21 protein-coding genes are annotated in these 21,671 nt (G+C 66.0%); 7 read left to right on the top strand and 14 right to left on the bottom strand.

Annotated elements, in window-relative coordinates; all coding sequences use genetic code 11:
- Positions 1-76: 76 nt before the first annotated feature.
- Complete coding sequence (locus FLM21_RS04750; protein ID WP_148714470.1) at positions 77-640, top strand: hypothetical protein; 564 nt, start codon at positions 77-79, stop codon at positions 638-640.
- A 14-nt stretch (positions 641-654) separates the two neighbouring features.
- Positions 655-1,143 carry a DUF3592 domain-containing protein gene (locus FLM21_RS04745; protein ID WP_148714469.1) on the top strand — a complete coding sequence of 163 codons (489 nt, stop codon included), beginning with the start codon at positions 655-657 and terminating at the stop codon, positions 1,141-1,143.
- A 125-nt stretch (positions 1,144-1,268) separates the two neighbouring features.
- Here the strand turns inward: FLM21_RS04745 and FLM21_RS04740 are convergent, their stop codons facing one another.
- The 5 genes from FLM21_RS04740 to FLM21_RS04720 form a co-directional block, all read right to left on the bottom strand.
- Positions 1,269-1,697 carry a VOC family protein gene (locus FLM21_RS04740; protein ID WP_148714468.1) on the bottom strand — a complete coding sequence of 143 codons (429 nt, stop codon included), beginning with the start codon at positions 1,695-1,697 and terminating at the stop codon, positions 1,269-1,271.
- Between the two features lie 200 nt (positions 1,698-1,897).
- Complete coding sequence (locus FLM21_RS04735; protein ID WP_246120824.1) at positions 1,898-2,500, bottom strand: phospholipase D family nuclease; 603 nt, start codon at positions 2,498-2,500, stop codon at positions 1,898-1,900.
- A complete protein-coding gene (locus tag FLM21_RS04730) occupies positions 2,497-2,769 on the bottom strand; it encodes a hypothetical protein (RefSeq protein ID WP_148714467.1) in 273 nt (90 codons plus the stop codon). The genes FLM21_RS04735 and FLM21_RS04730 overlap by 4 nt, the downstream gene beginning before the upstream one ends.
- The gene (locus FLM21_RS04725; RefSeq protein WP_148714466.1) at positions 2,766-3,119 is read right to left on the bottom strand and encodes an antibiotic biosynthesis monooxygenase family protein; all 354 of its coding nucleotides are present in this window, start codon (positions 3,117-3,119) and stop codon (positions 2,766-2,768) included. Before FLM21_RS04725 ends, FLM21_RS04730 begins: the two co-directional genes overlap by 4 nt.
- 271 nt (positions 3,120-3,390) lie before the next feature.
- Positions 3,391-3,822, bottom strand: coding sequence for a hypothetical protein (locus FLM21_RS04720; RefSeq protein WP_148714465.1), 432 nt, complete (start codon positions 3,820-3,822; stop codon positions 3,391-3,393).
- A gap of 215 nt (positions 3,823-4,037) precedes the next feature.
- On the opposite strand from FLM21_RS04720, the gene FLM21_RS04715 reads away from it, so the two are divergent.
- Positions 4,038-4,997 (top strand): alpha/beta fold hydrolase, encoded by a 960-nt coding sequence (locus FLM21_RS04715; protein ID WP_148714464.1) that lies wholly within the window; start codon positions 4,038-4,040, stop codon positions 4,995-4,997.
- A 127-nt stretch (positions 4,998-5,124) separates the two neighbouring features.
- Here FLM21_RS04715 and FLM21_RS04710 read toward each other — a convergent pair whose 3' ends face one another.
- Positions 5,125-5,898 carry an AraC family transcriptional regulator gene (locus tag FLM21_RS04710; RefSeq protein WP_148714463.1) on the bottom strand — a complete coding sequence of 258 codons (774 nt, stop codon included), beginning with the start codon at positions 5,896-5,898 and terminating at the stop codon, positions 5,125-5,127.
- Between the two features lie 133 nt (positions 5,899-6,031).
- Between FLM21_RS04710 and FLM21_RS04705 the strand changes: the two genes are divergently transcribed.
- Both FLM21_RS04705 and FLM21_RS04700 read left to right on the top strand, forming a co-directional pair.
- Positions 6,032-7,267 carry an MFS transporter gene (locus FLM21_RS04705; protein WP_148714462.1) on the top strand — a complete coding sequence of 412 codons (1,236 nt, stop codon included), beginning with the start codon at positions 6,032-6,034 and terminating at the stop codon, positions 7,265-7,267.
- Positions 7,268-7,411: 144 nt separating this feature from the next.
- Complete coding sequence (locus tag FLM21_RS04700; RefSeq protein ID WP_148714461.1) at positions 7,412-10,630, top strand: carbohydrate-binding protein; 3,219 nt, start codon at positions 7,412-7,414, stop codon at positions 10,628-10,630.
- A 16-nt stretch (positions 10,631-10,646) separates the two neighbouring features.
- Here FLM21_RS04700 and FLM21_RS04695 read toward each other — a convergent pair whose 3' ends face one another.
- A complete protein-coding gene (locus tag FLM21_RS04695) occupies positions 10,647-11,525 on the bottom strand; it encodes a LysR substrate-binding domain-containing protein (protein ID WP_148714460.1) in 879 nt (292 codons plus the stop codon).
- 75 nt (positions 11,526-11,600) lie between these two features.
- On the bottom strand, positions 11,601-12,281 hold the full coding sequence (locus FLM21_RS04690) for a TetR/AcrR family transcriptional regulator (protein WP_148714459.1): 681 nt from the start codon (positions 12,279-12,281) through the stop codon (positions 11,601-11,603).
- 90 nt (positions 12,282-12,371) lie between these two features.
- Here FLM21_RS04690 and FLM21_RS04685 point away from each other — a divergent pair, with 90 nt between their 5' ends.
- Positions 12,372-13,037, top strand: coding sequence for an O-methyltransferase (locus FLM21_RS04685; RefSeq protein ID WP_148714458.1), 666 nt, complete (start codon positions 12,372-12,374; stop codon positions 13,035-13,037).
- A gap of 167 nt (positions 13,038-13,204) precedes the next feature.
- Positions 13,205-16,759: an EAL domain-containing protein gene (locus FLM21_RS04680; protein WP_148714457.1), complete on the top strand. Its 3,555-nt coding sequence runs from the start codon at positions 13,205-13,207 to the stop codon at positions 16,757-16,759.
- A gap of 9 nt (positions 16,760-16,768) precedes the next feature.
- Here FLM21_RS04680 and FLM21_RS04675 read toward each other — a convergent pair whose 3' ends face one another.
- The 6 genes from FLM21_RS04675 to pilM are packed head-to-tail and all read right to left on the bottom strand — an operon-like array spanning position 16,769 to position 21,647.
- Positions 16,769-17,437, bottom strand: a complete 669-nt coding sequence (locus FLM21_RS04675) for a tetratricopeptide repeat protein (protein ID WP_148714456.1) — start codon at positions 17,435-17,437, stop codon at positions 16,769-16,771.
- Positions 17,434-19,107: a pilus (MSHA type) biogenesis protein MshL gene (mshL, locus tag FLM21_RS04670; protein ID WP_148714455.1), complete on the bottom strand. Its 1,674-nt coding sequence runs from the start codon at positions 19,105-19,107 to the stop codon at positions 17,434-17,436. Before mshL ends, FLM21_RS04675 begins: the two co-directional genes overlap by 4 nt.
- A complete protein-coding gene (locus tag FLM21_RS04665; protein WP_148714454.1) occupies positions 19,104-19,499 on the bottom strand; it encodes a hypothetical protein in 396 nt (131 codons plus the stop codon). The genes mshL and FLM21_RS04665 overlap by 4 nt, the downstream gene beginning before the upstream one ends.
- On the bottom strand, positions 19,481-20,128 hold the full coding sequence (locus FLM21_RS04660) for a hypothetical protein (RefSeq protein WP_148714453.1): 648 nt from the start codon (positions 20,126-20,128) through the stop codon (positions 19,481-19,483). Before FLM21_RS04660 ends, FLM21_RS04665 begins: the two co-directional genes overlap by 19 nt.
- Entirely contained in the window at positions 20,125-20,736 is a 612-nt protein-coding gene (locus FLM21_RS04655; protein ID WP_148714452.1) for a PilN domain-containing protein, read from the bottom strand. Before FLM21_RS04655 ends, FLM21_RS04660 begins: the two co-directional genes overlap by 4 nt.
- The gene (gene pilM / locus FLM21_RS04650) at positions 20,736-21,647 is read right to left on the bottom strand and encodes a type IV pilus biogenesis protein PilM (protein WP_148714451.1); all 912 of its coding nucleotides are present in this window, start codon (positions 21,645-21,647) and stop codon (positions 20,736-20,738) included. Before pilM ends, FLM21_RS04655 begins: the two co-directional genes overlap by 1 nt.
- Positions 21,648-21,671 lie beyond the last annotated feature (24 nt).

Below are 21,671 nucleotides of genomic sequence, written 5' to 3'. Positions count from 1 at the left end.
TGCCGGCCTGGAATCCAGCGCGATTCGGCCCCATGGCTGCGTCGAACATACAAGACCGATCGTCCAGGACAATGAAATGAGTGGTGTTTCTACGCTTCCGGCTTCATTGCAAAAAAGGCTGCATGCCGAGCTCAAGCCGGGGGAGATCGTCGTCTGGGCTGGGCAACCGATTCCGAGCCACTTCATGCGGTCAGGATTTGGGCTCTGGTTGTTTTTCATACCATGGACTGCTTTTTCCGTGTTCTGGATGGCAGGCGCCTCGGGCTTCACGTTGCCCGACTTCAGTCATGGCTGGAGCTTCTTCCCGCTGTTTGGCCTGCCATTCTTGCTGATCGGGCTGGGAGGCCTCGGTACGCCATACTTTTTATGGCGAAAAGCAAAACACATCGTCTATGCAACCACCAGCCTGAGGGCACTCATCCTGCAAGGCGAAAAGACCTTCTCGGTGCAATCTTTTTGGCCCGCTGATTTAACGCGATTGGAGCGGAAGGAACACCCGGATGGTTCTGGCAGCCTCTTCTTTGCAAAGGAGGCGGAAGAGCCCGGCGGGAGCAAAAGCAAGCTGCGTGGCTTTATGGCCATTGCCAAAGTCCGCCAGGCCGAGCAGGCGCTCGAAAGATTGCGCTTGCAAAACCAGTAGCAGAGCACTGTTGAGTGGTTGAATACCTCAAGCAGATGGTTGACCTGACACTCCGCAAGGAGCTGCAGGGCATACACTTCTTCGCCACGTTGTATGTGGCGTTTGTTCTGGGCGGATCGCTCTGGCAGTGCCTTCGCCAACGCCGCTGGTCAAAAACACGAGGAAGATTGCTGCGCGTGGGCATTCGGGCGCTCGGTGAAACGGATGGGGGTGCTTCCAACCGCGACTACGTGCCCGACGCGCTCTACCTCTATCAGGTGGACGACGTGGAATACCAAGGCACGGAAATATCGGTCTGGAAGATGTCGGCTTCCGGCTTGCTGAAAAACACGGCCTACATGCTTCCAAAAAAAGTTACGGCCGATGAGCACGGCAACGTCGATGTCTACTACAACCCCAAGCGCCCCAAGAAGAGCCTGTTGTTGCGCCCCGGTCCGTCGACCTTGATCGTGCTTGCCGGCGCCATGGTGGGCGCGGTTGGTTTCTACGTCTGGAAGTGGTGAATGGGGCGGCACGATCCCACCACCCCAAATCCCGTCGCAACAAAATGGTCCATTGAACGCAATCCGCGCGGCGCCTTCGCAATCAGGCTCAGGCACCGTATCCCACGTTCAGTACAGCGAACACGCTAAAACGTGATCCGCACCGAAGGCGCGCTCCGCGTTGCATCGCCATGGAACACCGCCTCGACATTGTTCCCATCGGGATCGAGCACAAAGGCGGCGTAGTAGCCGGGATGGTACTCGCGGATTCCAGGGCCACCGTTGTCCTTGCCGCCGTGTGCCAGTGCAGCCTTGAAAAAGGCATCCACCATGGCGCGATCCTTGGCCTGGAACGCCAGGTGATTCCGCCCGGTGAGGTGGCCTTGCGCGGCGGGGCTATCTGCGCTGGAAATGCATAGTTCATCCGCCCAGAAGAACCCGTCGCCAGTGCCGCCGACAGGAACGTCCAACACCTCGAGGATGGCAGTGTAGAAGGCTTGGCTTGCCGCAAGGTCTTTGACCACCAACTGCACATGATCGATCAGACGGCCGCGATGTAGCGCTTGGGTTTCCATGAAGATGCTCCTGGCGAAATGCCCCCAAGGGAATAGGGCAACCCTCCTTGACGTCGGTTCAACGAGGAACAACTTGAAATCGCCAGGCGTAGTGGCCACCCGGAACAGCGCGCCGAGTTCACCAACAATGGTTTTTCAAATACGCAGCGCCGTCTCTGGCGAATGGCAACCCTGGCCGGTGCACGCCGGATGCTGCTGTGTCAGCGCGCGGGATACGGCTTGCCGAGATCCCAGCGGGATTGCCAGTGCACGAGATACTGCCGTGCGATTTCCGGCATATCTCGAATGACGACCACGTTCTCGGAATTGGCCGTCTCGGCGGACGGCGCAAAGTTGAAAGACCCGGTTTCGACCGTGTTGCCGTCAACGATGATGGTCTTGTCGTGGTGGAGGTGGAACTGATCGTTCGTGCGCAGCAGCACACCATGGCGGGTGACGAAATCCATCACAGCCTTGCTTGCCTTCCCCCGATTGCGTTGCTGGTCGATGACCACGCGCACCTCTACGCCCCGCCGCTGGGCGTCCACCAGTGCCTGCGCGATATCAGGCGCCTGGAATGTGTAGGCCAGCATCTGGATGCTGTGCTTTGCGCCGCCGATCGTTGCCAGGACCAATTCCCGTGCCGAGCCCTCAGGGGAGAAGCCCACCTGTACGCTGGGCTCAGCCTGGGCAAGCAATGGGGCGCTGAGCACGGCCGCCAGCGCGATGGATCGGATTGCCATCATGCGTCGCAACAGGAGTTCACGATGGATGCCGCCACTCGCTGCAACCTGCTCTCCCCCGCCCTTGTTGATTGAGGTCACTGCCGATCCAGCAGCATGCCTTGAACCGTCTCGTGCACGCGGCCATTGCCATCCTCCACGGCCTCGGCCGCTTCGATCTCGGCGAGCACGGCCGCAGGGATGTTTTCGGCACCGACCCGTGCAATGAAGGCATGAATCGCGACTCTGGCATTCGCCCGCACTTCAGCGATCTGCTCGGGTGAATGGTTGGTCCAGATATACCCCTTGTCGTTGTACATGGCGATGCCGCCAAGCAGTGCCAGCAACGCGTCGATGTCGGCGGGCTTCAAGCGGACCTGTCCGCCGCTGCGGCCGTTTGCGGGGATGCGGCCAAGGGGTGCGGGATGCCGCCATCGCCGTAGCTGCGCAGCACCTGCCCGATCACGATCTGATAGCCGTTGATCCATTTCGCCTGCTGCTGCTTGGCGATGAGGTGCTTGGGGTGGGCAATCAGCTGCTGCAGTGCTTCGAGCGTTTCCCAGTAATACACGGTCGAGATCAGACCGGTTTCGGCGTTTTCCCAGGCTTCCTCGCCCGCATAGCCGGGGATCGCCTTGGCAAACTCGGCGATCGCCTGGTCGAGGGCATGAAATTCAGCGTCGTACTCGCCCTTGGCAAAGGTGAAAGTCGCCGTATACATGGGTGTATCTCTTCCTCCGTTCCGCGCCGGCCGGGCCGGCGCTTCCCATCCCTGGTTTTTCGCGCGGGCCGAAGCAAACCGCCCGCGCCAAGCCGCATTTGATCACATCGAGCGCACCCGGCGTCGGCTCTATAGTCGCTTGGCGGGCTGCTGCCAAAACCGCGCCTTCGTTCGGGCAATCGGCGCATAGGATCACATATCCTGCGGACCGTGTGCGCAACGCTGTCGGCAACGCGAGAAAACCAACCCCTGCGCCGCGCGCCGCCCATGATCAGGATGGCTTGCGCTCGCGCCGCCATGCCTCGAATTCCTCGCTGAAATGCGCCTTACGCTCATCCATCCAGGCGGAGTAGTCGTCGTCGAGGCGGTTGAGGTGGGCATCCCGCCAGCGCCGGTAGTGGTGATGGGTTTCGCTGTCCGCGAGCGGGCTGCCTACGGTGCCTTCCAGCGTATCGTTCTGGCCGTAGCCACCCTGGCTGGCCAGATTGCCGGGATTGCCCGCGTTGCGAACCGGATAGCTGCCCTGCCCTTCGCCGGCTTGCCCCTGACCGCCGACAAGGCTGCCGGGGTACGCCTCCTGGCCGAAACCAAGCTGATCTCCCTCTTGCGCATCCAGATCGGCATCGATACGCCGGGCGTCCTGCTGGCCGGGTGTGGTCGGATTGGCGGTCTTGCTGACGCGCCGAGCATCGGTTTGAGCCATGGTAAATCCCTCCTCGGTTTGGGTGTCCCAGGCTGGGCAAGCCCCATGCCGCTCGCCCGCGGCGGCCTCGCTCAACGCCTGACGGACCGCCGTCGCACGCCACGCAGCGTTTACAACGCCTTTGGCAGAAGTTACAGCACCGCCACCACGCCTGAATGCAGCCTCATGGGCGCGCTGCTTGCTGAGAGGTCGCATCACATCAATGGAGGCTTGCAATGGCAGCAGAACGGAATCGCGGCCTGTCGATCGTCCTGGCCGTCGGCGCACTCGCCGCGGCGGGCGCGGTATGGTTCACCCGCAAGGCCAGGCAGGCCGAGGTTGCACATCCACCGCGTGGTGGCTTTGTCGACGTCGACGGCACGCAGCTGCACTACCTGGAACAAGGCAGCGGCGAGCCGGTGGTGCTGCTGCATGGCAATGGGGCATTCGCCAACGATTTCATCGGCTGCGGCCTGATGGCGGATCTGTCCCGCAGCTACCGGGTGATTGCGTTCGATCGACCCGGGTTCGGCTACAGCGAGAACGCAGCAGCGCCGCTACACGATCCGCGGCAGCAGGCCGTCTTGCTGATCGAGGCGATGCAGCGCCTCGGCATCGAACGGCCCGTCGTGGTCGGGCATTCCTGGGGCACGCTGGTCGCGCTGGCCATTGCGCTCGATAGCCGTCTTCCACTACAACGGCTGGTGCTCGCCAGCGGCTACTACTACCCGCAGCCCCGGCTCGATGCGCTGCTGTTCGGGGCCCCGGCCATCCCGCTGCTCGGCACGCTGTTGCGCTATACGCTGTCGCCGCTGCTCAGCCGGCTGATGCTGCCGGGGCTCAAGCGCAAGCTGTTCTTTCCGCACAAGGTGGCACCGGCGTTCAACGCCCACGTCCCGGATGGCATGATGCTGCGGCCTTGGCAGCTGAAGGCGGCGGCGCAGGAAAGCGCGGGCATGTTGAGCGCGGCCATGCATCTGGCGCGCCATTACGGCGAGCTCACCGTGCCGACGGTGTTGCTGTGCGGGCGTGAGGACCAGGTGGTGGACCCGGAGCGGCACAGCGTGCGGCTGCATCGTGATCTGCCGACCAGCACGCTCAAGCTGCTGCCGGGCGTCGGCCACATGCTGCATTACGTGGCGCCGGCTGAACTGGCTGCGGCGGTGCGCGCGGAAACGCTGGTCGGGATGTCATGAAAACCCCGGCATGCCGCCGTTGCTTGCATGGCGTGCGGCGGCGGATGCCGAGCGAGCCACGGTTCCGGATGCCCGAAAGCACGGCGCGCGCCTTGCCCCGCCGTATCGGCAAGCGCATAACGCACGCTCAGCGATAGAAATCGGTCGGCGTCACGCCAAAGTGGCGGCGGAACATCGCGGTAAATGCGCTCTGGCTGGAATAGCCGGAATCGATGGCCACGTCGAGAATGCGCCGGCCTTCCGCGATCTGGCGCAGCGCGAACAACAGCCGCGCCTGTTCGCGCCATTGCGCGAAGGTCATGCCCGTTTCCCGCAGGAACAATCGGTGGATGGTCTTGGTACTCACGCCGAGCTGCTCCGCCCATTGCCCTACCGTACTCGTATCGGCGGGCTGCGCCACGATGGCATCGCAGATCGATCTGACACGCGCATCTGCTGGTGTCGGCAAGTGCAGGGGCAGTGCGGCGGAAACCTGCAGCTCGTCAACCAGCAGCCGCATCAGCCGGTCGTCCCTGCCACCCTCCAGGTAGTCGACCGGGACTGCGACGGCAGCCACCAGCAATTCGCGCAGCAAGGGCGATACATTGATCACGCAGCTGGTTGTCGGCAAGCCACTGACCCGCGCGGCATCGATGAAGGCCGTTCGCATCTGCACATCGCCGGACATGCGCACGTTGTGCTCGACGCCGGCTTCGAGCCACAACGCGCGATTGGGCGGCACTACCCACGATCCGGCGGCCGACTGCACGATCATCACGCCGGTGATCGCATACAGCAACTGGCCGCGCGGATGGCTGTGCCAGCCGGTGGCCGCACCGGCGGGCCAGTTCGCGACCATGGCCGCCATAGGGCGGGCCGTGTCGTGATAGGCGAAGTGAGCGCGGGCAGGTGTGTGTTCCATGTCCCGAACTCTACAGGTTCTGGCAGAGCAGAGAGAGACGGACGAAGCCGATCGCCCCTAATCTGGAGCCCGCTGCCGCCTTGCCCGCACCAGTGGCCTGCCGCGTTTGCCACCCCTTCCTCTTGCGACTGCCATGGCCTCACAACCCGCCACCTTGCTCCAGCCCGGCCCGGCGCCGGTACCCGACACCACCATCGAGCCCGCCCAGGGCTTCATCGTACAGATCGTTGGCGCGGCCGCGTTCGCCCACCTGCTCAACGATCTGATCCAGGCAGTGCTGCCATCGATCTATCCGATGCTGAAATCGCAATATGCGCTGAGCTTCGCGCAGATCGGCTGGATTGCCCTGTGCTACCAGGTCACCGCCTCGCTGCTGCAACCGTGGGTGGGCTTCTATACCGACAAGCACCCCAAGCCCTACCTGTTGCCCTGCGGCATGGTCATCACGCTGGCCGGGCTGGCCATGCTGGCGTTCAGCACCAGCTATCCGCTGCTGCTGCTCGCTTCCGCCGTGGTCGGCATCGGCTCCGCCACCTTCCATCCGGAAGCATCGCGCGCTGCGCGCACCGCTTCCGGTGGCCGCTTCGGTACCGCGCAATCGTGCTTCCAGGTAGGCGGCAATGCCGGCTCGGCGATCGGTCCGCTGCTGGTGGCGGCCATCGTGATACCTCATGGCCAGACCGCGATCGCCTGGTTCATACTCGCCGCCGCGCTGGCGATCTGGGTGCTGCTGCGCATCACTCGCTGGACCCAGCGCCACAGCCATGTGCACGCCCGCGCTGCGGCCCGCCACGCGGTGGTCGGGCTCGACCGGCCACAGGTAGTGCGTGCGATGGCCGTGATCGCCACGCTGATGTTCGCGAAATTCGTCTATATCGCGGCCTTCACCAACTACTTCACCTTCTACCTGATCCAGCGCTTCGGCCTGTCGGTGCAGCACAGCCAGCTCTACCTGTTCGTGTTCCTCGCCGCAGTGGCTGCCGGTACCTTCGCCGGAGGCCCGGTGGGCGACCGGATCGGCCGCAAGGCGGTGATCTGGGTGTCGTTCCTTGGCGTGGCACCGTTTGCGCTGATGTTGCCGTATGCAAACCTGTTCTGGACGGCAGTACTCGCCATCACCGTCGGCCTCGTCATGTCGTCCGCCTTCGCCGCGCTGGTGGTGTATGCACAGGAAGCCGTACCGGGACGCGTGGGCCTCGTCTCCGGTCTGATGTTTGGCCTGATGTTTGGCATCAGCGGCATCGGCGCGGCCGGCCTGGGCCATCTTGCCGACTCGCATGGCCTCGCCTGGGTCTACCAGCTCACGTCCTATCTGCCATTGCTGGGCTTGGCAACCGTCTTCCTACCCGAGACGCACCGCCGGCGATGAGCAACCCGTTTCCTGTACCAGCGCCATAAAACGCCGATCGTTCCATAGGCAAATCCACGCTCGGTGACACGGGCCCATCATCGCCATCCGCGATCATGGGCCCGCCGGCAGGGGTGCCGGCTTGATCACAGGGATGGAGAAACGATGGAACGGAACTGGATATCCGCCGCAGTGGCACTGGCCACGGTGGCCGGCGTGGCGACTGCCGCCGCCCCGGCCTGGCGCGAGGGCGTGAGCTACAACGCCGGCAGCGTGGTCAGCTACCAGGGGCTGGAATACGTGGCGCTGGTCACGCACACCGCCTATGTCGGCGCCAACTGGAATCCGGCCGCCACGCCGGTGCTGTGGCGCAGCGACGGCAACGAGGGCGAAGCGGCCACGCCGACCCCGACCACAGTGCCGACGCCCGTTACGCCGACACCGGCCGGCAGCGGCTGCAGCACCGCGTGGTCGGCCAGTGCCGTCTACGTGGCCGGGCAGCGGGTGATCCATGGCGGCATCAGCTATGAGGCCAAGTGGTGGACCCAGGGTGACGATCCGAGCAAGTCCGGCCAGTGGGGCCCCTGGCGCAACCTGGGCGCCTGCAGCGTGGCCACGCCCACGCAAGCACCGACCCCCAGCCCGACGCCACTACCCACTGCGACACCGGTACCGACGCCGACGCCAACGCTGGCCCCCACGCCCACTGCCGTGCCGACGGTGACGCCGACCACGACGCCCACCGTTACGCCGCAACCGACCCCGACTCCGGTCGCAGTACTCGATCCGGCGCTGGCCAGCGGCCTCGCGCACTACTACACGCTCGATGGCGAAGGCCGCGACAGTGTCGGTGCCACGCCGCTGCAGGCAGTCGGCCCGGTCGTCTATGCCGACGCACGCTTCGGTCGCGGCAGCAGCCTGCCCGCGCTGCAAGGCGCAGCGCAATTCCTGCCGCGCGATTTCACCGGCGCCTACACGCTGGCGTTCTGGGTACGGATGCCGGACGAGATGGGCACCAAGCTCGCCAGCGTCGCCGCCAACAAGGACTGGGGCACCGGGCTGAACGCCGGCATCTCGATCGGCCGCAACAACGATGGCCGCTACAAATTCAACGTGGGCGACGGCACCAAGCGGGTCGATGCCTACCTTGCCGGCCCGGCCAAGGCATGGGGCTTCGTCGCCATCGCCGTCGATCCGGTGAGCAAATCGATCAAGGCCTGGGCGACCGACGCGACCGGCAAGCTCAATACCACCACGCTCAACTACAGCGCGCTCGGCAACATCTACCCGAGCTACCAGCGCTGGGCCTTCAACGAGGATGCGCGCGGCGACTACTACGCGCGCTATCCGGCCGAGCGCTTCACGCTGGACTACGACGACATCGCCGTGTGGAACCGCAACCTCAGCGCGGCCGAGATCGCCCAGCTCGCCGAAGGCCGCGCGCCGCTGTCCAGCCTGAACCCGACGCCGGTACCGCAACCTTCACCCACCCCGCAGCCCTCGCCCACACCACAGCCAACCCCTGCGCCGACGCCGGCGCCGGATGTACCGCCCATTGGCAGCGGCCAGCCCGCGCTGACCATCGGCCCGGTGCTGCAGGCGCCGTCCGCCGACGGCATGACGGTGCTGCTGGAAACCGCCCAGGCCAAGCCACAGATCTGGCTGCGCCGCTACGGCAGCGGCGACGCGTTCCAGCGCGTGAACGCCACGGTGTATCCGACCGACGCCACCGTCTACCACGCCCGTCTCGCCGGCCTCGCCTCGAACACGCTGTACGAGTACTACGTACGCACCGAGTCGAGCGATGGCGCCACGGCCTACGTCAGCCCGCGCTATGCGTTCAGGAGCTGGCCCAAGGCCGGTGACGGCGTGGAGAACGCCAAGTTCGTGGTGTTCAGCGATACCCAGGACGGCCGCGGCACCATCTTCAACGACATCGTGAACCAGGGCGTGATGAAGCACGACTGCGATGGCGCCCAGCCGGTGAGCTGCGCGCAGAACGTCGCCGGCATCCTGATCTCGGGCGATCTGGTGGCCTCGGGCAACTCGCGTGACCAGTGGCGCAGCCAGTTCTTCAGCCGCATGCAGGCGCTGTCGGCCTATGTGCCGGTGATCGCGGCGCCGGGCAACCACGAGTACTTCGGCGAGGAGATGGGCAACCCGGCCACCACCGCCACGCCCAATATCGCCAACGCGATGAAGACCTACCGCAAGTACTTCGCTGGTGTGCCGGACAACGGTTCGGCCAGGTATCGTGGCTTCTGGCACAGCACCGACTACCTGGGGCTCAAGCTGATCGTACTCGATTCCACGCCGATCTCCGGCCGCCACACGCACGGCAACTGGTCGCCGCTGTCGATGTACTGGGATGCCTTCCGCGTCGAGCAGCTCGATTGGTTCAAGCAGCAGGTGGCCAGTGCCGAGGGCGCGGGCAAGCCCTTCGTGTTCAGCATCGACCATGCGCCGTGCCTGTCCGAGAAGTGGCGCAACGGCGAGGTGATCGCCGCCTGCGAATTCGTTGCGGAGCTGGAAGGCTACAGCCGCCGCAGCAACGCCATCACCGGCAACCTGTTCGGCCACGTGCACAGCTACGGCCGCGGCCACTCGATGGACGTGAAGCACCTGTGGCTGAACGCGGCCAGCGCCAGCGGCGCGCTGGAAGGCGGGGGCAACCAGGGCAGCGATGGCAAGGACCTGGGCGTGTTCGTCGTCACCCACGACGAGTTCGGCTACAACACGCTCAATTTCAGCTTCGGCCCGCAGCCCGGCCTGGCGATGCAGCGCCGCTCCAGCGGCGGTGCCGGCACCGATACCAGCTTCCCGGTGACCGACAGCGTGGCCTTCACCGCCGGCGCGGTGGGCACCCCGCCGCAGCTGGTTACCCCCAACCGTGGCACCGTGGCGGTGAGCACACTTAACCTCGACTACTTGGCGCCCGCCGGGGTCGACGTGCTCGAAGCGCACTGGCAGCTGTCACGCTCGCCCGATTTTGCCGATGCCTTCGACGTGTGGGGCAACGAGACGCGCATTGATAACTGGTTCTACACCAGCAGCAGCGGCAGCTCGTACAGCAACACCCGCGCCGGCAAGCTGGTAACGCGCCTGGAGCTGGGCAACCTGCTGGCCAGCCGCGAGCTGCTGGCCGACGGCGGCAACGAGGAGTTCGAGCGCTGGTCATTGTCCAAGGGCCCCACCTGCTGGACCACCAGCGGTGCCCGTGGCGGGCAGTGCACGCACCGCTCGACCTACGACCGCTTCGGCAATGTGAAGCCGGCCGTGTTCAAGGCGGTAAGCGGCGAGACCTGGTACTACCGCGTGCGGGTGCGTGACCGCGGCCTCAACTGGTCGCCGTACAGCGCCAGCGGCAGTTTCACAGCGCAGTAAGCACTGCTTCGCCCTTTCAGCCCTGGCCGGGAGCCTGCCCCGCCAGGGCTTTTTCCACAAAGAGCTGCACCGGCCGGAACTGGCGCCGGCTCTCTAGGCAATATAGGTACTCGGCCACATGGGCATCGCTGCCGCGCAGCATGATGATGCGCAGCTGCGGGTGCGAGGCAATCTCGTGCAGCGGCATGATCGAACAACCCAGGCCATGCACCACCGCTTCGCGGATCGCCTCGCGGCTGCCGAGCTCGAAGCACGACAACGGCGTGACGGTGGCCGCGTTTAGCAACGCCTCGGTGTGCTGCCGCGTCATCGAGCCGACTTCGCGCAGCAGCAGCGCGCAGTTTGCCAGTTCCGCCACGTCGATCTCGCTGAATGCCGCCAGCGGATGCTCGCGGTGCACCACCAGCACCAACGGGCTCTGCGCCAGCATCCACCGCGCCAGCCGGCTGTCATCGAGCCGTTGCGACGACACCGCGAGATCCACCCGGTAGTCGCCCAGTGCCTCGATCACCTGCTGCGAATTGCCGAACTCCACCGTCAGCGTCACCGCCGGATAGGCCCGGCGAAACGCCGCCACCTGCGGCAGCACATAGTACGGCCCGGTGGCGGCCAGGCGCAGGCTGGCTGCCTGGGCCTGGCTGGCGTGGCGCAGCATGAAATCGAGCTCCGCCTCCTGCTGCATCAGCGCTTCCACCTTGGGCAGCAGCGCCGCCCCGGTGTCGGTCAGCAGCAGGCGCCCGGCACGGCGCTGGAACAGCTCCACCTGGTAGCTGTTCTCCAGCTGCCGGATCTGCGCCGTCACCGTCGGCTGGCTCAGCCGCAACTGCCGCGCCGCCGCCGTCACTCCGCCCTGGCGGGCGACTTCGAGAAAGGTCTTCAGCAGGATGGGCAGCACGGCAGAGGGGTCCGGAAAAACCGGGAACGCTAAAGCAGCATTGTTACTGCAGCGTTTTGAGTCATGAAACCCACATCAACCAGGTTCAGAACCAGCGCTTCCTGCACCAGGGCGGTCTGATGACATTGCCACATCCAGCCCGCGCAGATAGGCGCAGAACATGTCGGCCATCGCATCGGCGTAGACCTCGATCTCCGCCTCGGTCCTGGACGTTTCCGAGTAGTGCTTGCCGACGGTGCTGAGCGTGGTGGTGATCAGCTCGCCCGCCAGCACGCGGGCCGCGGCAGGCGTATGTGGCAGGACTTCATCCATGAAGCGCTGGATCGTCTGCGCGCCGGATGCCTTGGTCTGCTGCGCCTCGGGCGCATGGCGATAGAGCGGCGCGGCATCGTGCAGTGCCACGCGCATCTGCGCTTCGGCACATTCGGACTGGATGAAGGCGTGGACCAGGCGGCGCAGCCGCGAGAGCGGCGGCTGGGTCGTGTCCTCGAGGATGCTGCGCAGCAGGGTCGTGGTTTCCAGCCACTCATCGCTCTGCAGGCGAAACAGGATGGCCGCCTTGTTCGGGAAATACTGGTAGACCGAACCGACGCTGACGCCAGCACGCTCCGCGACCCGGGCGGTGGTGAAGCGTTGGGCGCCTTCCTTGGCTAAAACCTGAATAGCCGCTTCCAGGATGATGGCGACCAGTTCGTTCGATCGGGCTTGTTTGGGCTGTTTTCTCAGGGAAATCGCGGGGGGCTTGCGTTCGCTCATCGGGGGTCTGTTAATGCGAATAGGAAATGCGAATGATTCGTCGCATTCTAGTTCGGCGCACTGTCGCGCTCAAACCGAACCGGAATCCGCATGAATACCCTGACCTCCGCCCCCGTCGCCTCGCTACTGGATCGACTGTTTGCCGAAGACCAAGCTTCAGCGCCAGGCTCGAGCCCGGCCTTCGCCGATTTGTCCGATGAGGATGTCTCACAGCTGATGCAAAGCAAGACCGGCTATCGCGAGCTCTATCACCAGCTGAAGGATTTCCCGCTCGCCGTGTCGCGCGGGACTGGCACGCTGCTGTACCTGCTGGCGCGTAGCGGCAAGGCACGCACCATCGTCGAGTTCGGCACCTCGTTCGGCATCTCCACGCTGCATCTTGCCGCTGCACTGCGCGACAACGGCGGCGGCCGGCTGATCAGCACCGAGTTCGAGCCGGCCAAGGCAGCACAGGCACGGCGGAACCTGGCCACCGCAGACCTGGCGGACCTCGTGGAAATCCGCGAAGGCGATGCACTGCAGACGCTCGCCAGCGCGCTGCCAGACGCCATCGACCTGCTGTTGCTCGATGGCGCCAAGGCGCTCTATCCGGAGATCCTCGCGCTGGTGGAAGCGCAGCTGCGTCCAGGCGCGCTGGTGGTTGCCGACAACGCCGACTACAGCCCCGACTACCTGGCGCGGGTACGCGCGCCAGCGGCAGGATATCTGTCGGTACCCTTCGCCAGCGACGTCGAGCTGTCCATGCGGCTGGGCTGAGCTGGGCGAGAACAACACCCGGCAAACCGTGTGCCCGCCACCACCACAAACGTCGAGCGGCCCGGCCTGATCGGCGGTCCATACGCGGTTGTCCGCGATGTCCACTAAGATGGAACTTGGTTTGTTGTAAGCGAAAACCAGTCAACCCATCGACGAGGAGATTGCAGATGCTCAGTGGCGTGGACATCCTGATCGCGGAAGACAGCGTCAGCCAGGCCGTTCTGTTGCAGCGCCTGTTGGAAACGCAGGGCTGCACCGTGCGGCTGGCGCGCAACGGCCTGGAAGCCCTGGAACGCGTTGCCGAACGCGCGCCCACGCTGATCGTCAGCGACGTGATCATGCCCAAGATGGGCGGTTACGAGCTATGCCGGGCGATCAAGTCCGCCCCGGATTCGCGCCATGTGCCGGTCATCCTGATCACCGAGATGGCCGATGCGCGCGACGTGGTGCAGGGCCTCGCCTGCGGCGCCGACAACTTCATCCTGAAGCCCTACGACGAGAAATACCTGATCTCGCGCATCCGCGCCTTCCTCGCCAACCAGGCCAATCGCCAGCCGGAGCGGCCAGGCAGCCTGGGCGTCGATATCGTGCTCGGTGGCGAACGCCATTTCATCACGGCCGGGCGCCAGCAGATCCTCGAATTGCTGATGTCCACCTACGAGCAGCGCGGCATGCTGGCAAGCCAGCTCAAGTCCAAGCACGCCGAGCTGTTCCAGTCGCACGCGGTCGTCGACGCGCTGTATCACTTCTCCGCCCGGCTCTCGGAGCAGCCGGATGAAGCCGGCGTCATCGCGCAGGCGCTGCAGGCCGCCGCCGCCTTCCCGCTGTTCCGCGCAGCCTGGCTCTGGCTCTATCGCCCGGAGACCAACGACCTGATTCCGGCCGGCTGCAGCGGCGATGCCGATGCGTCGGCACTGCCGACATCGACCTCGCTCAGTTGCGCCTGCCAGCTGGGGCAGAGCCTGCTCAATGCACACAACGTGAGCGACTGCCGCGCGCCGCACGCCGGTGGCAATGCCAACCATGCCTGCATTCCACTGCGCAGCGGCGAGCAGTTGCTGGGCATGCTGAACGTGGCACGTGCCGACGGTGCGGCATGGAGCGAGGACGAGCTCGCCAGCTTCAACGTGGCGGGCCAGCAGCTGTCGATCGCGCTGGCGCGGGTCCGCTTCTTCGGCCAGCTCGAATCACAGGTCGAGGAGCGCACGGCCGCGCTGCGCAGCGAGATGGCCGAGCGCTCGCGCGCCGAGCTTGCCTGGCGCCAGGGCGAGGCGCTGATGGCCAAGGTACTCGATACGCTGCCACTCGGCGTCTGGGTCACCGACAACGAGGGCCGGGTGATCCGCCAGACCCCCGAGGCGCTGCGCATCTGGGATAGGCCGCTGCTGCCCGAGCTGATGCCGGATGGCAGCGCCGACGAGATCGAGCCGGTGGCCCGTGCCGTCAAGCGTGCACTCAAGCTCGGCGATTCGGTGCTCGGCGAGGTAGTCAGCGTGCACAGCGGCGGTAGCGAGCGCACGTTGCTGGTGTCGGCGGTACCGCTCGCCAACGACCGCAGCCAGATCCAGGGCGCGATCGTGATGGCGCAGGACATCACCGCGCAGCAGGTGGTGGACCGCGAGCTGCGCATCCGCAACAAGGCGATCGATGCCGGCGCCAGCGGCATCCTCGTCACCGACCTGCTGCATCCGGAGCAGCCCATCGTCTACGTGAACCAGGCCTTCGAGCGCATCACCGGTTACAGCAAGGAAGCCGTGCTCGGGCGCAACTGCCGTTTCCTGCAGGGGCGCGACCGCGACCAGCCCGATCTGGTATTCATCCGCCGCGCCGTGGCGCAGGGCACCGAGGGCAAGGCGCTGCTGCGCAACTACCGCAAGGACGGCTCGATGTTCTGGAACGCGCTGCATGTGCTGCCGGCGCCGGATGCCCAGGGGCGCATCACCCACTACGTGGGCGTGATCGACGACGTGACCGCCAGCAAGCTCGATGGCGCACAGGCAGCGCACCACGCCTGCTACGACGTGCGCACCGGCCTGCCCAATCGCAACCTGCTGCTCGATCGCTTGAGCCAGGCCGCGCTGCAGTCGAACCGCCGTCAGGAATCGTTCGCGCTGGCCGTGGTGCTGTTCGACGACTACGGCGGGCTGGCCGAGCGGCTCGGTACCGTGGCGCTGGAGCAGATGGTGGGCGAACAGGTCGAGCGGCTGCGCGGTCTGTTGCACGAATTCGATACCCTGGCCCGCGTCGCCGACGACGAATTCGCGCTGCTGCTGCCCGACGCCCGCGATGAGCCACGGCTGCAGCTGTTGCTCGAGCAGATCGACATCGCGCTGGCCGAGGCCGTCAACGTGCCGGGGCACGGCCAGCTCAAGCCCGGCTACCGCATCGGCTACTGTTTCTATCCGGCCGACGGCCAGCATGCCGAAGAGCTGCTGCGCCACGCCGCACTCGCCGCCACCGGCCCGGACCACGTGCAACGGCGTGCCCGTTTCGAGCCGGCAATGGACGAGAGCATCGCCCGCCGCAGCACGCTGCGGCAGAGCCTGCACGAGGCATTGCTGGCTGGCCAGTTGCAGGTGTACTACCAGCCGCAGCTCGACCTGCGCCGCGCCACGCTGTGCGGGATGGAAGCGCTGGTGCGCTGGCGGCCACACGGCCTGCCGCTGCCGGCGGCGGAAGCGGTGCGGCTGGCCGAGGAAGGCGGCTTTGTCGCCGAGCTCGATTTCCACGTGCTCGACATTGCCCTGGCACAGGCCGCAGCCTGGCTCGCCGACGATGTGGAAGTACCGCGCATCGCGGTGAACCTCTCCACGCTGACGATACAGCAGCCGGATCTGATCGACCGGGTCTGCGCTGCGCTGGCGCGCCACCAGGTGCCGCCGCACACGCTGACGCTGGAAGCCTCGGAAACGTTGCTAGTGCAGCACCACGATCTCGCCCGCAGCGTGATGCCGGCGCTGCGCCAGCACGGCGTGCAATGGGCGATCGACGATTTCGGCACCGGCCAAGCCGCGCTGAGCGATTTGCGCCAGTTCCCCATCGATCAGCTCAAGATCGACAAGCGCTTCGTCGATGATGTCTACCGCGATGTCGACAACGCGGCGATGACGCGCGCCATCATCGGCCTCGCCGCCTCGCTTGGCATCGAGGTGATCGCCGAAGGCGTGGAAACGGTCGAGCAGCTCAGCTTCCTGCTGCAATCGGGCTGCGAGCAGATCCAGGGCTATTGCTATTCGCCGCCGCTACCGGCGGAAAGCTGCAGCCAACTGCTGGCGCGCAGCGGCTCGCTGCACCTGCCGGACGTGGCGCTGGAGCTCGACCCGCGCATCCTGCTGGTAGTCGACGCGGAGCCGCGCATCCATTCACACGTCTACACCGACCTCAACGCCGAGGGGTATCACTTCCTCAACGTCGACAGCGCCGAAGCGGCGCTCGACATGCTGGCGATCAACGATGTGGCGGTGGTGCTGGTCGATCCCAAGGTGACGCTGCAGAACGACGGTGCCATCCTCGGCGAGATCCGCCAGCGCTATCCGGACGTGGTGCGGGTGGCGATGAGCGCCTATATCGACGTCGAGCAGACGCAGCGCGCACTGAACGAAGGGGCCGTGTTCCGCTACGTGCCCAAGCCATGGGACAAGACGCAGCTGGTACAGCAGATGCGCGAGGCCTTCCACCAGCACGAGTTGAACGTGCTGTTCAAGCGCCGCAGCAGCAGCTGATCGTCCGGCTCAGTGGGGGGGCGTCGCCTTGGCGAGTTCAGCGCGGGCATAGGCGATCAGCCCCGGCGGCAGGGTGCCGGTCTGCAGCGCCTGCTGGTAGGCCTGGCGCGAGGCATCCAGCTGGCCGGTCTGCGCCAGCGCCCGTGCCAGCCCCAGCCACCACACACCATTGACGTTGACCCGCGCCAGCACCAAGCGATAGGTGGCGACAGCAGCCTCGGCATCGCCCAGCTCCAGTTGCAGCGCAGCTTCGAACGCCAGCGTTTCGGGCAGGCGGGCGCCAACCAGGTGGTAGTTCTGCAACGTGGTCAACGCCGTCGCGGCCTGGCCCTCGGCATACTGGATGCGCGCCAGTGCCAGCACCATGCTGGTGTCGCCTGGATTCACCGCCAGCCCCTGTTGCAACACGGCTTGCGCCTCCACCAAATTGCCCTGGCCGAGCTGCATGGCCGCGAGTTCCAGCCGTGCCGCGGCATGGCGGGGCAGGCGCGCCAGGCAGCCGCGCAGCGCGTCGAGCCGCGCCGAGGCGCTGGCAGGCTGGTTGGGCACGGCCAAGGCCGCCGCACAGCGGTACTCATCCTGCTGCTGTGGCGAGATGTGTTTCACCGGCGGCGGCGTCACCGGGCTTGCACCTGCCACCTTCAGCACCCCGAGCAGCATCCAGACAGCGTGTTTCATTGTGGTGGCGCCGCCATCTGCGACAAGCGGTCGGACAGCTGCAGCATGGTGTTCAGCTCATCTTCCTCGAACGAGGCCTTCAACAGGATCACCAACTCCTGCTTGGCACTGGCGGTGGCATCGTTGCTGAACAGCGAACCCACCAGCGGCAGGTCGCCAAGGCCTGGCACCGCATTGCGGGTGCGGCTGGATACGCGGCTCATCAGGCCGCCGATGGCAATCACCTGGCCATGGCGCGCCCGCACGATGCTGTCGGTCTCCTTGATGGTGCTCGACGCCAGCGGCAGCGTGAAGGTACCCGCCTCGCCGAGGTCAATCTGCTTGGTGACCGTATTCACGTCGCTGACCGAGGGGTGGATATGCAGCACCACGAAGCCCTCGTCGTCGATGGTCGGGGTCACGTCCAGCGCCACTCCGGAGAAGAACGGCTGCGTGGTGAACGACGGCGAGTAGGTGGTCGACAGCCCGTTGCTGGTGTTGTTGCTGGTCACCCCGGTGACGAAGAATTCGTCGGTGCCGACCTTGAGCACCGCCTGCTGATTGTTCAAGGTCGCGATGCGCGGGCTCGACAGCACCTCGACCGAGCCCTGGGTGCTCAGGATCTGCAGCATGGCGCTGAAGTCGTCGGTCTGCAGCGCCATGGCGAACAAGCCGCCTGCGGTACGCCCGGTGGCCGCCAGCCCGCCACCCAGTGCAGCGGCCAGCGTGGTGCCGTTGGTGGTGCTGGTACCCACACCGGGAAAGCTCAGCGCATTGCCGTTCACCCCGCTGCCGAAGCCGAACGCATGACCGTTCACCGAGCCGAACGCCGCCCAGTTGATGCCGCTCTGGAAGCCATCGCTGAGCCGCACTTCCAGGATCTTGGCCTCCAGCGTCACCTGCCGCACCATCTTGCCCTGCACCTGGCGCAGGAAATCCTCCACTGCGCGCAGCTCGTCCGGCATGGCGCGCACCACCACCAGATTGGCCATGGCATTGATCACCACGCTGCGCCCCTCGGTGGCTGGGACCAGCGCAGAGAGCGACGCTGGCAGCGTTTCCCAGAAATTGGCCTGCTTGGTGGTGCGCACGCGGGTACTGTTGACCACGGTATTGCTGGTGGTGCCGGTAGTCGCCCCGGTGGCGGTAACGCCGCCGCTGGTGCTGTCCGAAATGGCGCCGGAGATCACCCGTACTTCGGATTCGCCATTGCGCATCAGCGTGGGCGCGCTGATATGGAACACCCGCGAGCGCAGGCCGGCTGGCTGCACCATCACCCGATTGCCGTCGATGCGGTAGTCGTAGCCGTAGACATCGCGCAGCGCCTGCATCACCTCGGGCACCGTCACGTTCTTCAGCTGCAACGTCACCGAGCCCTTCACCTCGGGATGGACCAGCATGTTGTATGGCGTGTCCACCACCATGCCCATCAGCATCTGCTGGATGGGCGCATCGTTCACCACCAGGTCGAACCTGGGCGAGACAATCTCGCGGGCGCTCTGGCTCGGCGGCGGCACGGCCAGCGGCGGCAGCAGCGCTGCCTGCACCGCGGCATCGCTCGGCACCTGGGCGGCCTGCGCTTCGGCCACGGCGCGGCGGATCTCGGCGAGATTGGCTTCCCGGTCCACCGTGGAGGCGCAGCCGGATAGCCAGATGGGCGCAAGGATGAGGCAGAGTCGGGTTGGAGTCATGGCGTGGTCTTGGTGGCAGGTGAAGGAAGCGGCGGCCGCTTGAGCGTGCCGACCGGCTGGACATAGCGGGTGTCCTGCAGCGGCAGGCGCTGCTGGCTGCTGCCGCGTTGCAGGGTGACGCCCTTGAGATCGATCGCCACGATGCGTGCATCGTCGAGCTGGTCGCCGATCTGGTAGGGGCGGTTGTTGATCCAGGCCGTGCGCTGACCAGCGCGGATGCGGACCAGCGTGAGCTTGGGCGCGGGCGTCGGTGCGGCCGCGGGGCCCGAGGCCACCCGTGCGACGGGCACCGCAGGCAGGCGCATCGGATCGCGCAGCCCGGGTTCGGCCGCGCCAGCGCAGTTGAGCCCGAGCAGCAGCACCAGCAGGCGGATCACTGCAGTTGCAGCCATGGTGCGGCCTCGCTCAGCGTGGACAGGGTAAGGTTCGCGGTGACCGGGCTGGTGCCGTCGCTCTGCAATTGCAGCGACTCCCAGTAGATCGGCCAGTCGCTCGACTCCAGCGCCTTCAGGTAGTCGCGAATGGCGAAGTAGTCGGCGCGCAGCGCCAGCCGCAGGCCGTGCTGCCACAGCGCCTGCTGCGCACCATCCCCGGTGCCCAGTGGCGTGGGCGGAATGCTTTCCAGCTGCAGCAACGCAAGGCGCGGATCGGCGCTGACAAGACCTTGCAGCATCTGGTCGGCCTGCGCCGGCGAGATCAGCCGGCGGCGCAATTCGGTGAGTGCCTGATCGCGCACCACGATGTCACGCTGGATGCCGCTGATGCGCGCCTGCTCCTGCCCGCTGCGTGTGCGGCTTTCCTGGCTGACACGACGATCGAGCGCCACCAGTTCGCCGCTGACCAGCCGGATCTGCTGCAGTGTCTGCGTCTGCTCCCGTTCCAGCGGGCGCAGCGCCATATAGTCGATCACCAGCACCAGCAGCATCACGCCGGTGCCCAGCATCAGCAACCGCTGCCGCAGCGATACGCTGTCAAGGCGAAAGCCCAGCCTGGAAAGCAGATTGCGCAGTGCCCGCATCATCGCGCTCCTCCCGCCACTGGCGTGGGTGCCGTGGCCCCGGGATTGGTCAGCTGGAAACGCAAGCCGGTACCGGTCGCATCGGGGGTCTGGTCGATATGGATGGCGGCGAACTGGCGGCCGTGAAACACCGGCTGGGCCTGCAGCGCCAACAGGTAGCGCGGGATCTGCTCGGCCGTCTGCGCCCGGCCTTCCAGTTCCAGCGCGTCGCCGGCCACGCGGATGCGGGCCAGACGCACGCCGTTGACATGGATGCGGGCGAATGCATCGAGATAGGCCGAGAACGGTGCCCGGCGCTCATCCCGCTGGAAGCGCTGCAGGATCTGCAGCCGCGTCTGCAGCATGCGTTCGCTGTCGGCCAGTTGCTGCGCCGCATTCTGGCTGGTGGTATGGCTCTTGAAATAAGCCTCCACGCTGGCAGTCTTCTGCGACTTGGCGGCCTGCAGATCAGCCAGTTGCTGTCGCAATTGCTGCAGCTGGCGATATTCGCCGACGCCCATCAGCGCCAACACCAGCAGTACCATCACGATCACGGTCAGGCAGAACCGCGCGCCGAACGACGTGGCGCGCTGCTGGAACAACGGGGAGAGCAGGTTGATCTGCTGCGCCATCACGCCCTCCCGCCGCTACGCCGCAGCGCCGCGCCGATCAATGGCGACAGCTCGACCTGCCGCACCCGCTCCGGCACGAAATCGGTCAGACCGCCGATCACCGTCGTCAGGTCGCCCTCGACCACCGGCAGATCGATCTGCTCGGCCAGGTATTCGAGCAGCGCCGTCGCGGCATAGGGCGTCAGCACCACGATGCGCCCGGGTTCCAGGTCGCTGAAATGGTGGCTCACATGATCAAGCGTGCGGCGGATCTCGCGAACGATGCGCTCGAGCCGCTGCGGCTGGTCCATCCCTGGCGCGGCACCGTCGAGCGTGCGCCACATGTAGAGCTCGCCCTGATACACCAGCAGCAGGTGCCCGTGCTGCTGGTCGAACCACAGCAGCACCACCGCCTCGCCCTGGGTTTCGAACAGGGTGGCGACGTTGCGCAGTGCCAGCTCCGGAATGTCGATCGCATCGAGCTTGAGCCGCGCCTCGCGAAACGCCTCGGTCCGGCCACGGACCACATTGGTATGGGCGGTCACCGCGATCAGCAGCGCCGGCCGGCCAAGGCCGCTGGGGCCGTTCGGGATGCAGATCACGTCGACGATCAGGTCATCCACCGGGCCATCGAGCATCTCGCGCAGGCGCCAGCGCACGGCCGCCTGCAGCTCATCCGGTGCCACGTTGGGTGCTTCCAGCTGCAGCAGGCGGTAGTCGCCCGCGTCGAGCAGCGTGGTCACCTGCTGCTGCGCCGGAACACGCAGCAAGGCGGTCTCGTCCGGCTTGTAGCTGCGGTAGGCCTGCATGCGCACGCCGTTGCCATCGGCCACCAGCCGCATCACCGCCCACTCGCCGGCCACGGGCGCGATCGCCAGCCATTGCTCGCGTCGCCGTCGCAACCACCGCTTGCCGAAGGGGAACCGCATCATCTGCCTGCCTCCATGGCCGCCGGC

It is taken from the genome of Chitinolyticbacter meiyuanensis (genome assembly GCF_008033135.1).
Classification (GTDB): domain Bacteria; phylum Pseudomonadota; class Gammaproteobacteria; order Burkholderiales; family Chitinibacteraceae; genus Chitinolyticbacter; species Chitinolyticbacter meiyuanensis.
The sequence above is the reverse complement of the archived record's forward strand: the minus strand, read 5'-3'. Positions and strand labels throughout refer to the sequence as shown.

Bases quoted from the DNA above. Each gene is read 5' to 3' on its own strand.
- FLM21_RS04750 (WP_148714470.1), top strand. From the start codon at position 77: ATGAGTGGTGTTTCTACGCTTCCGGCTTCATTGCAAAAAAGGCTGCAT.
- FLM21_RS04740 (WP_148714468.1), bottom strand. From the start codon at position 1,697: ATGGAAACCCAAGCGCTACATCGCGGCCGTCTGATCGATCATGTGCAG.
- FLM21_RS04725 (WP_148714466.1), bottom strand. From the start codon at position 3,119: ATGTATACGGCGACTTTCACCTTTGCCAAGGGCGAGTACGACGCTGAA.
- FLM21_RS04720 (WP_148714465.1), bottom strand. From the start codon at position 3,822: ATGGCTCAAACCGATGCTCGGCGCGTCAGCAAGACCGCCAATCCGACC.
- FLM21_RS04715 (WP_148714464.1), top strand. From the start codon at position 4,038: ATGGCAGCAGAACGGAATCGCGGCCTGTCGATCGTCCTGGCCGTCGGC.
- FLM21_RS04710 (WP_148714463.1), bottom strand. From the start codon at position 5,898: ATGGAACACACACCTGCCCGCGCTCACTTCGCCTATCACGACACGGCC.
- FLM21_RS04705 (WP_148714462.1), top strand. From the start codon at position 6,032: ATGGCCTCACAACCCGCCACCTTGCTCCAGCCCGGCCCGGCGCCGGTA.
- FLM21_RS04700 (WP_148714461.1), top strand. From the start codon at position 7,412: ATGGAACGGAACTGGATATCCGCCGCAGTGGCACTGGCCACGGTGGCC.
- FLM21_RS04690 (WP_148714459.1), bottom strand. From the start codon at position 12,281: ATGAGCGAACGCAAGCCCCCCGCGATTTCCCTGAGAAAACAGCCCAAA.
- FLM21_RS04685 (WP_148714458.1), top strand. From the start codon at position 12,372: ATGAATACCCTGACCTCCGCCCCCGTCGCCTCGCTACTGGATCGACTG.
- FLM21_RS04680 (WP_148714457.1), top strand. From the start codon at position 13,205: ATGCTCAGTGGCGTGGACATCCTGATCGCGGAAGACAGCGTCAGCCAG.
- FLM21_RS04675 (WP_148714456.1), bottom strand. From the start codon at position 17,437: ATGAAACACGCTGTCTGGATGCTGCTCGGGGTGCTGAAGGTGGCAGGT.
- mshL (WP_148714455.1), bottom strand. From the start codon at position 19,107: ATGACTCCAACCCGACTCTGCCTCATCCTTGCGCCCATCTGGCTATCC.
- FLM21_RS04665 (WP_148714454.1), bottom strand. From the start codon at position 19,499: ATGGCTGCAACTGCAGTGATCCGCCTGCTGGTGCTGCTGCTCGGGCTC.
- FLM21_RS04660 (WP_148714453.1), bottom strand. From the start codon at position 20,128: ATGATGCGGGCACTGCGCAATCTGCTTTCCAGGCTGGGCTTTCGCCTT.
- FLM21_RS04655 (WP_148714452.1), bottom strand. From the start codon at position 20,736: ATGGCGCAGCAGATCAACCTGCTCTCCCCGTTGTTCCAGCAGCGCGCC.
- pilM (WP_148714451.1), bottom strand. From the start codon at position 21,647: ATGATGCGGTTCCCCTTCGGCAAGCGGTGGTTGCGACGGCGACGCGAG.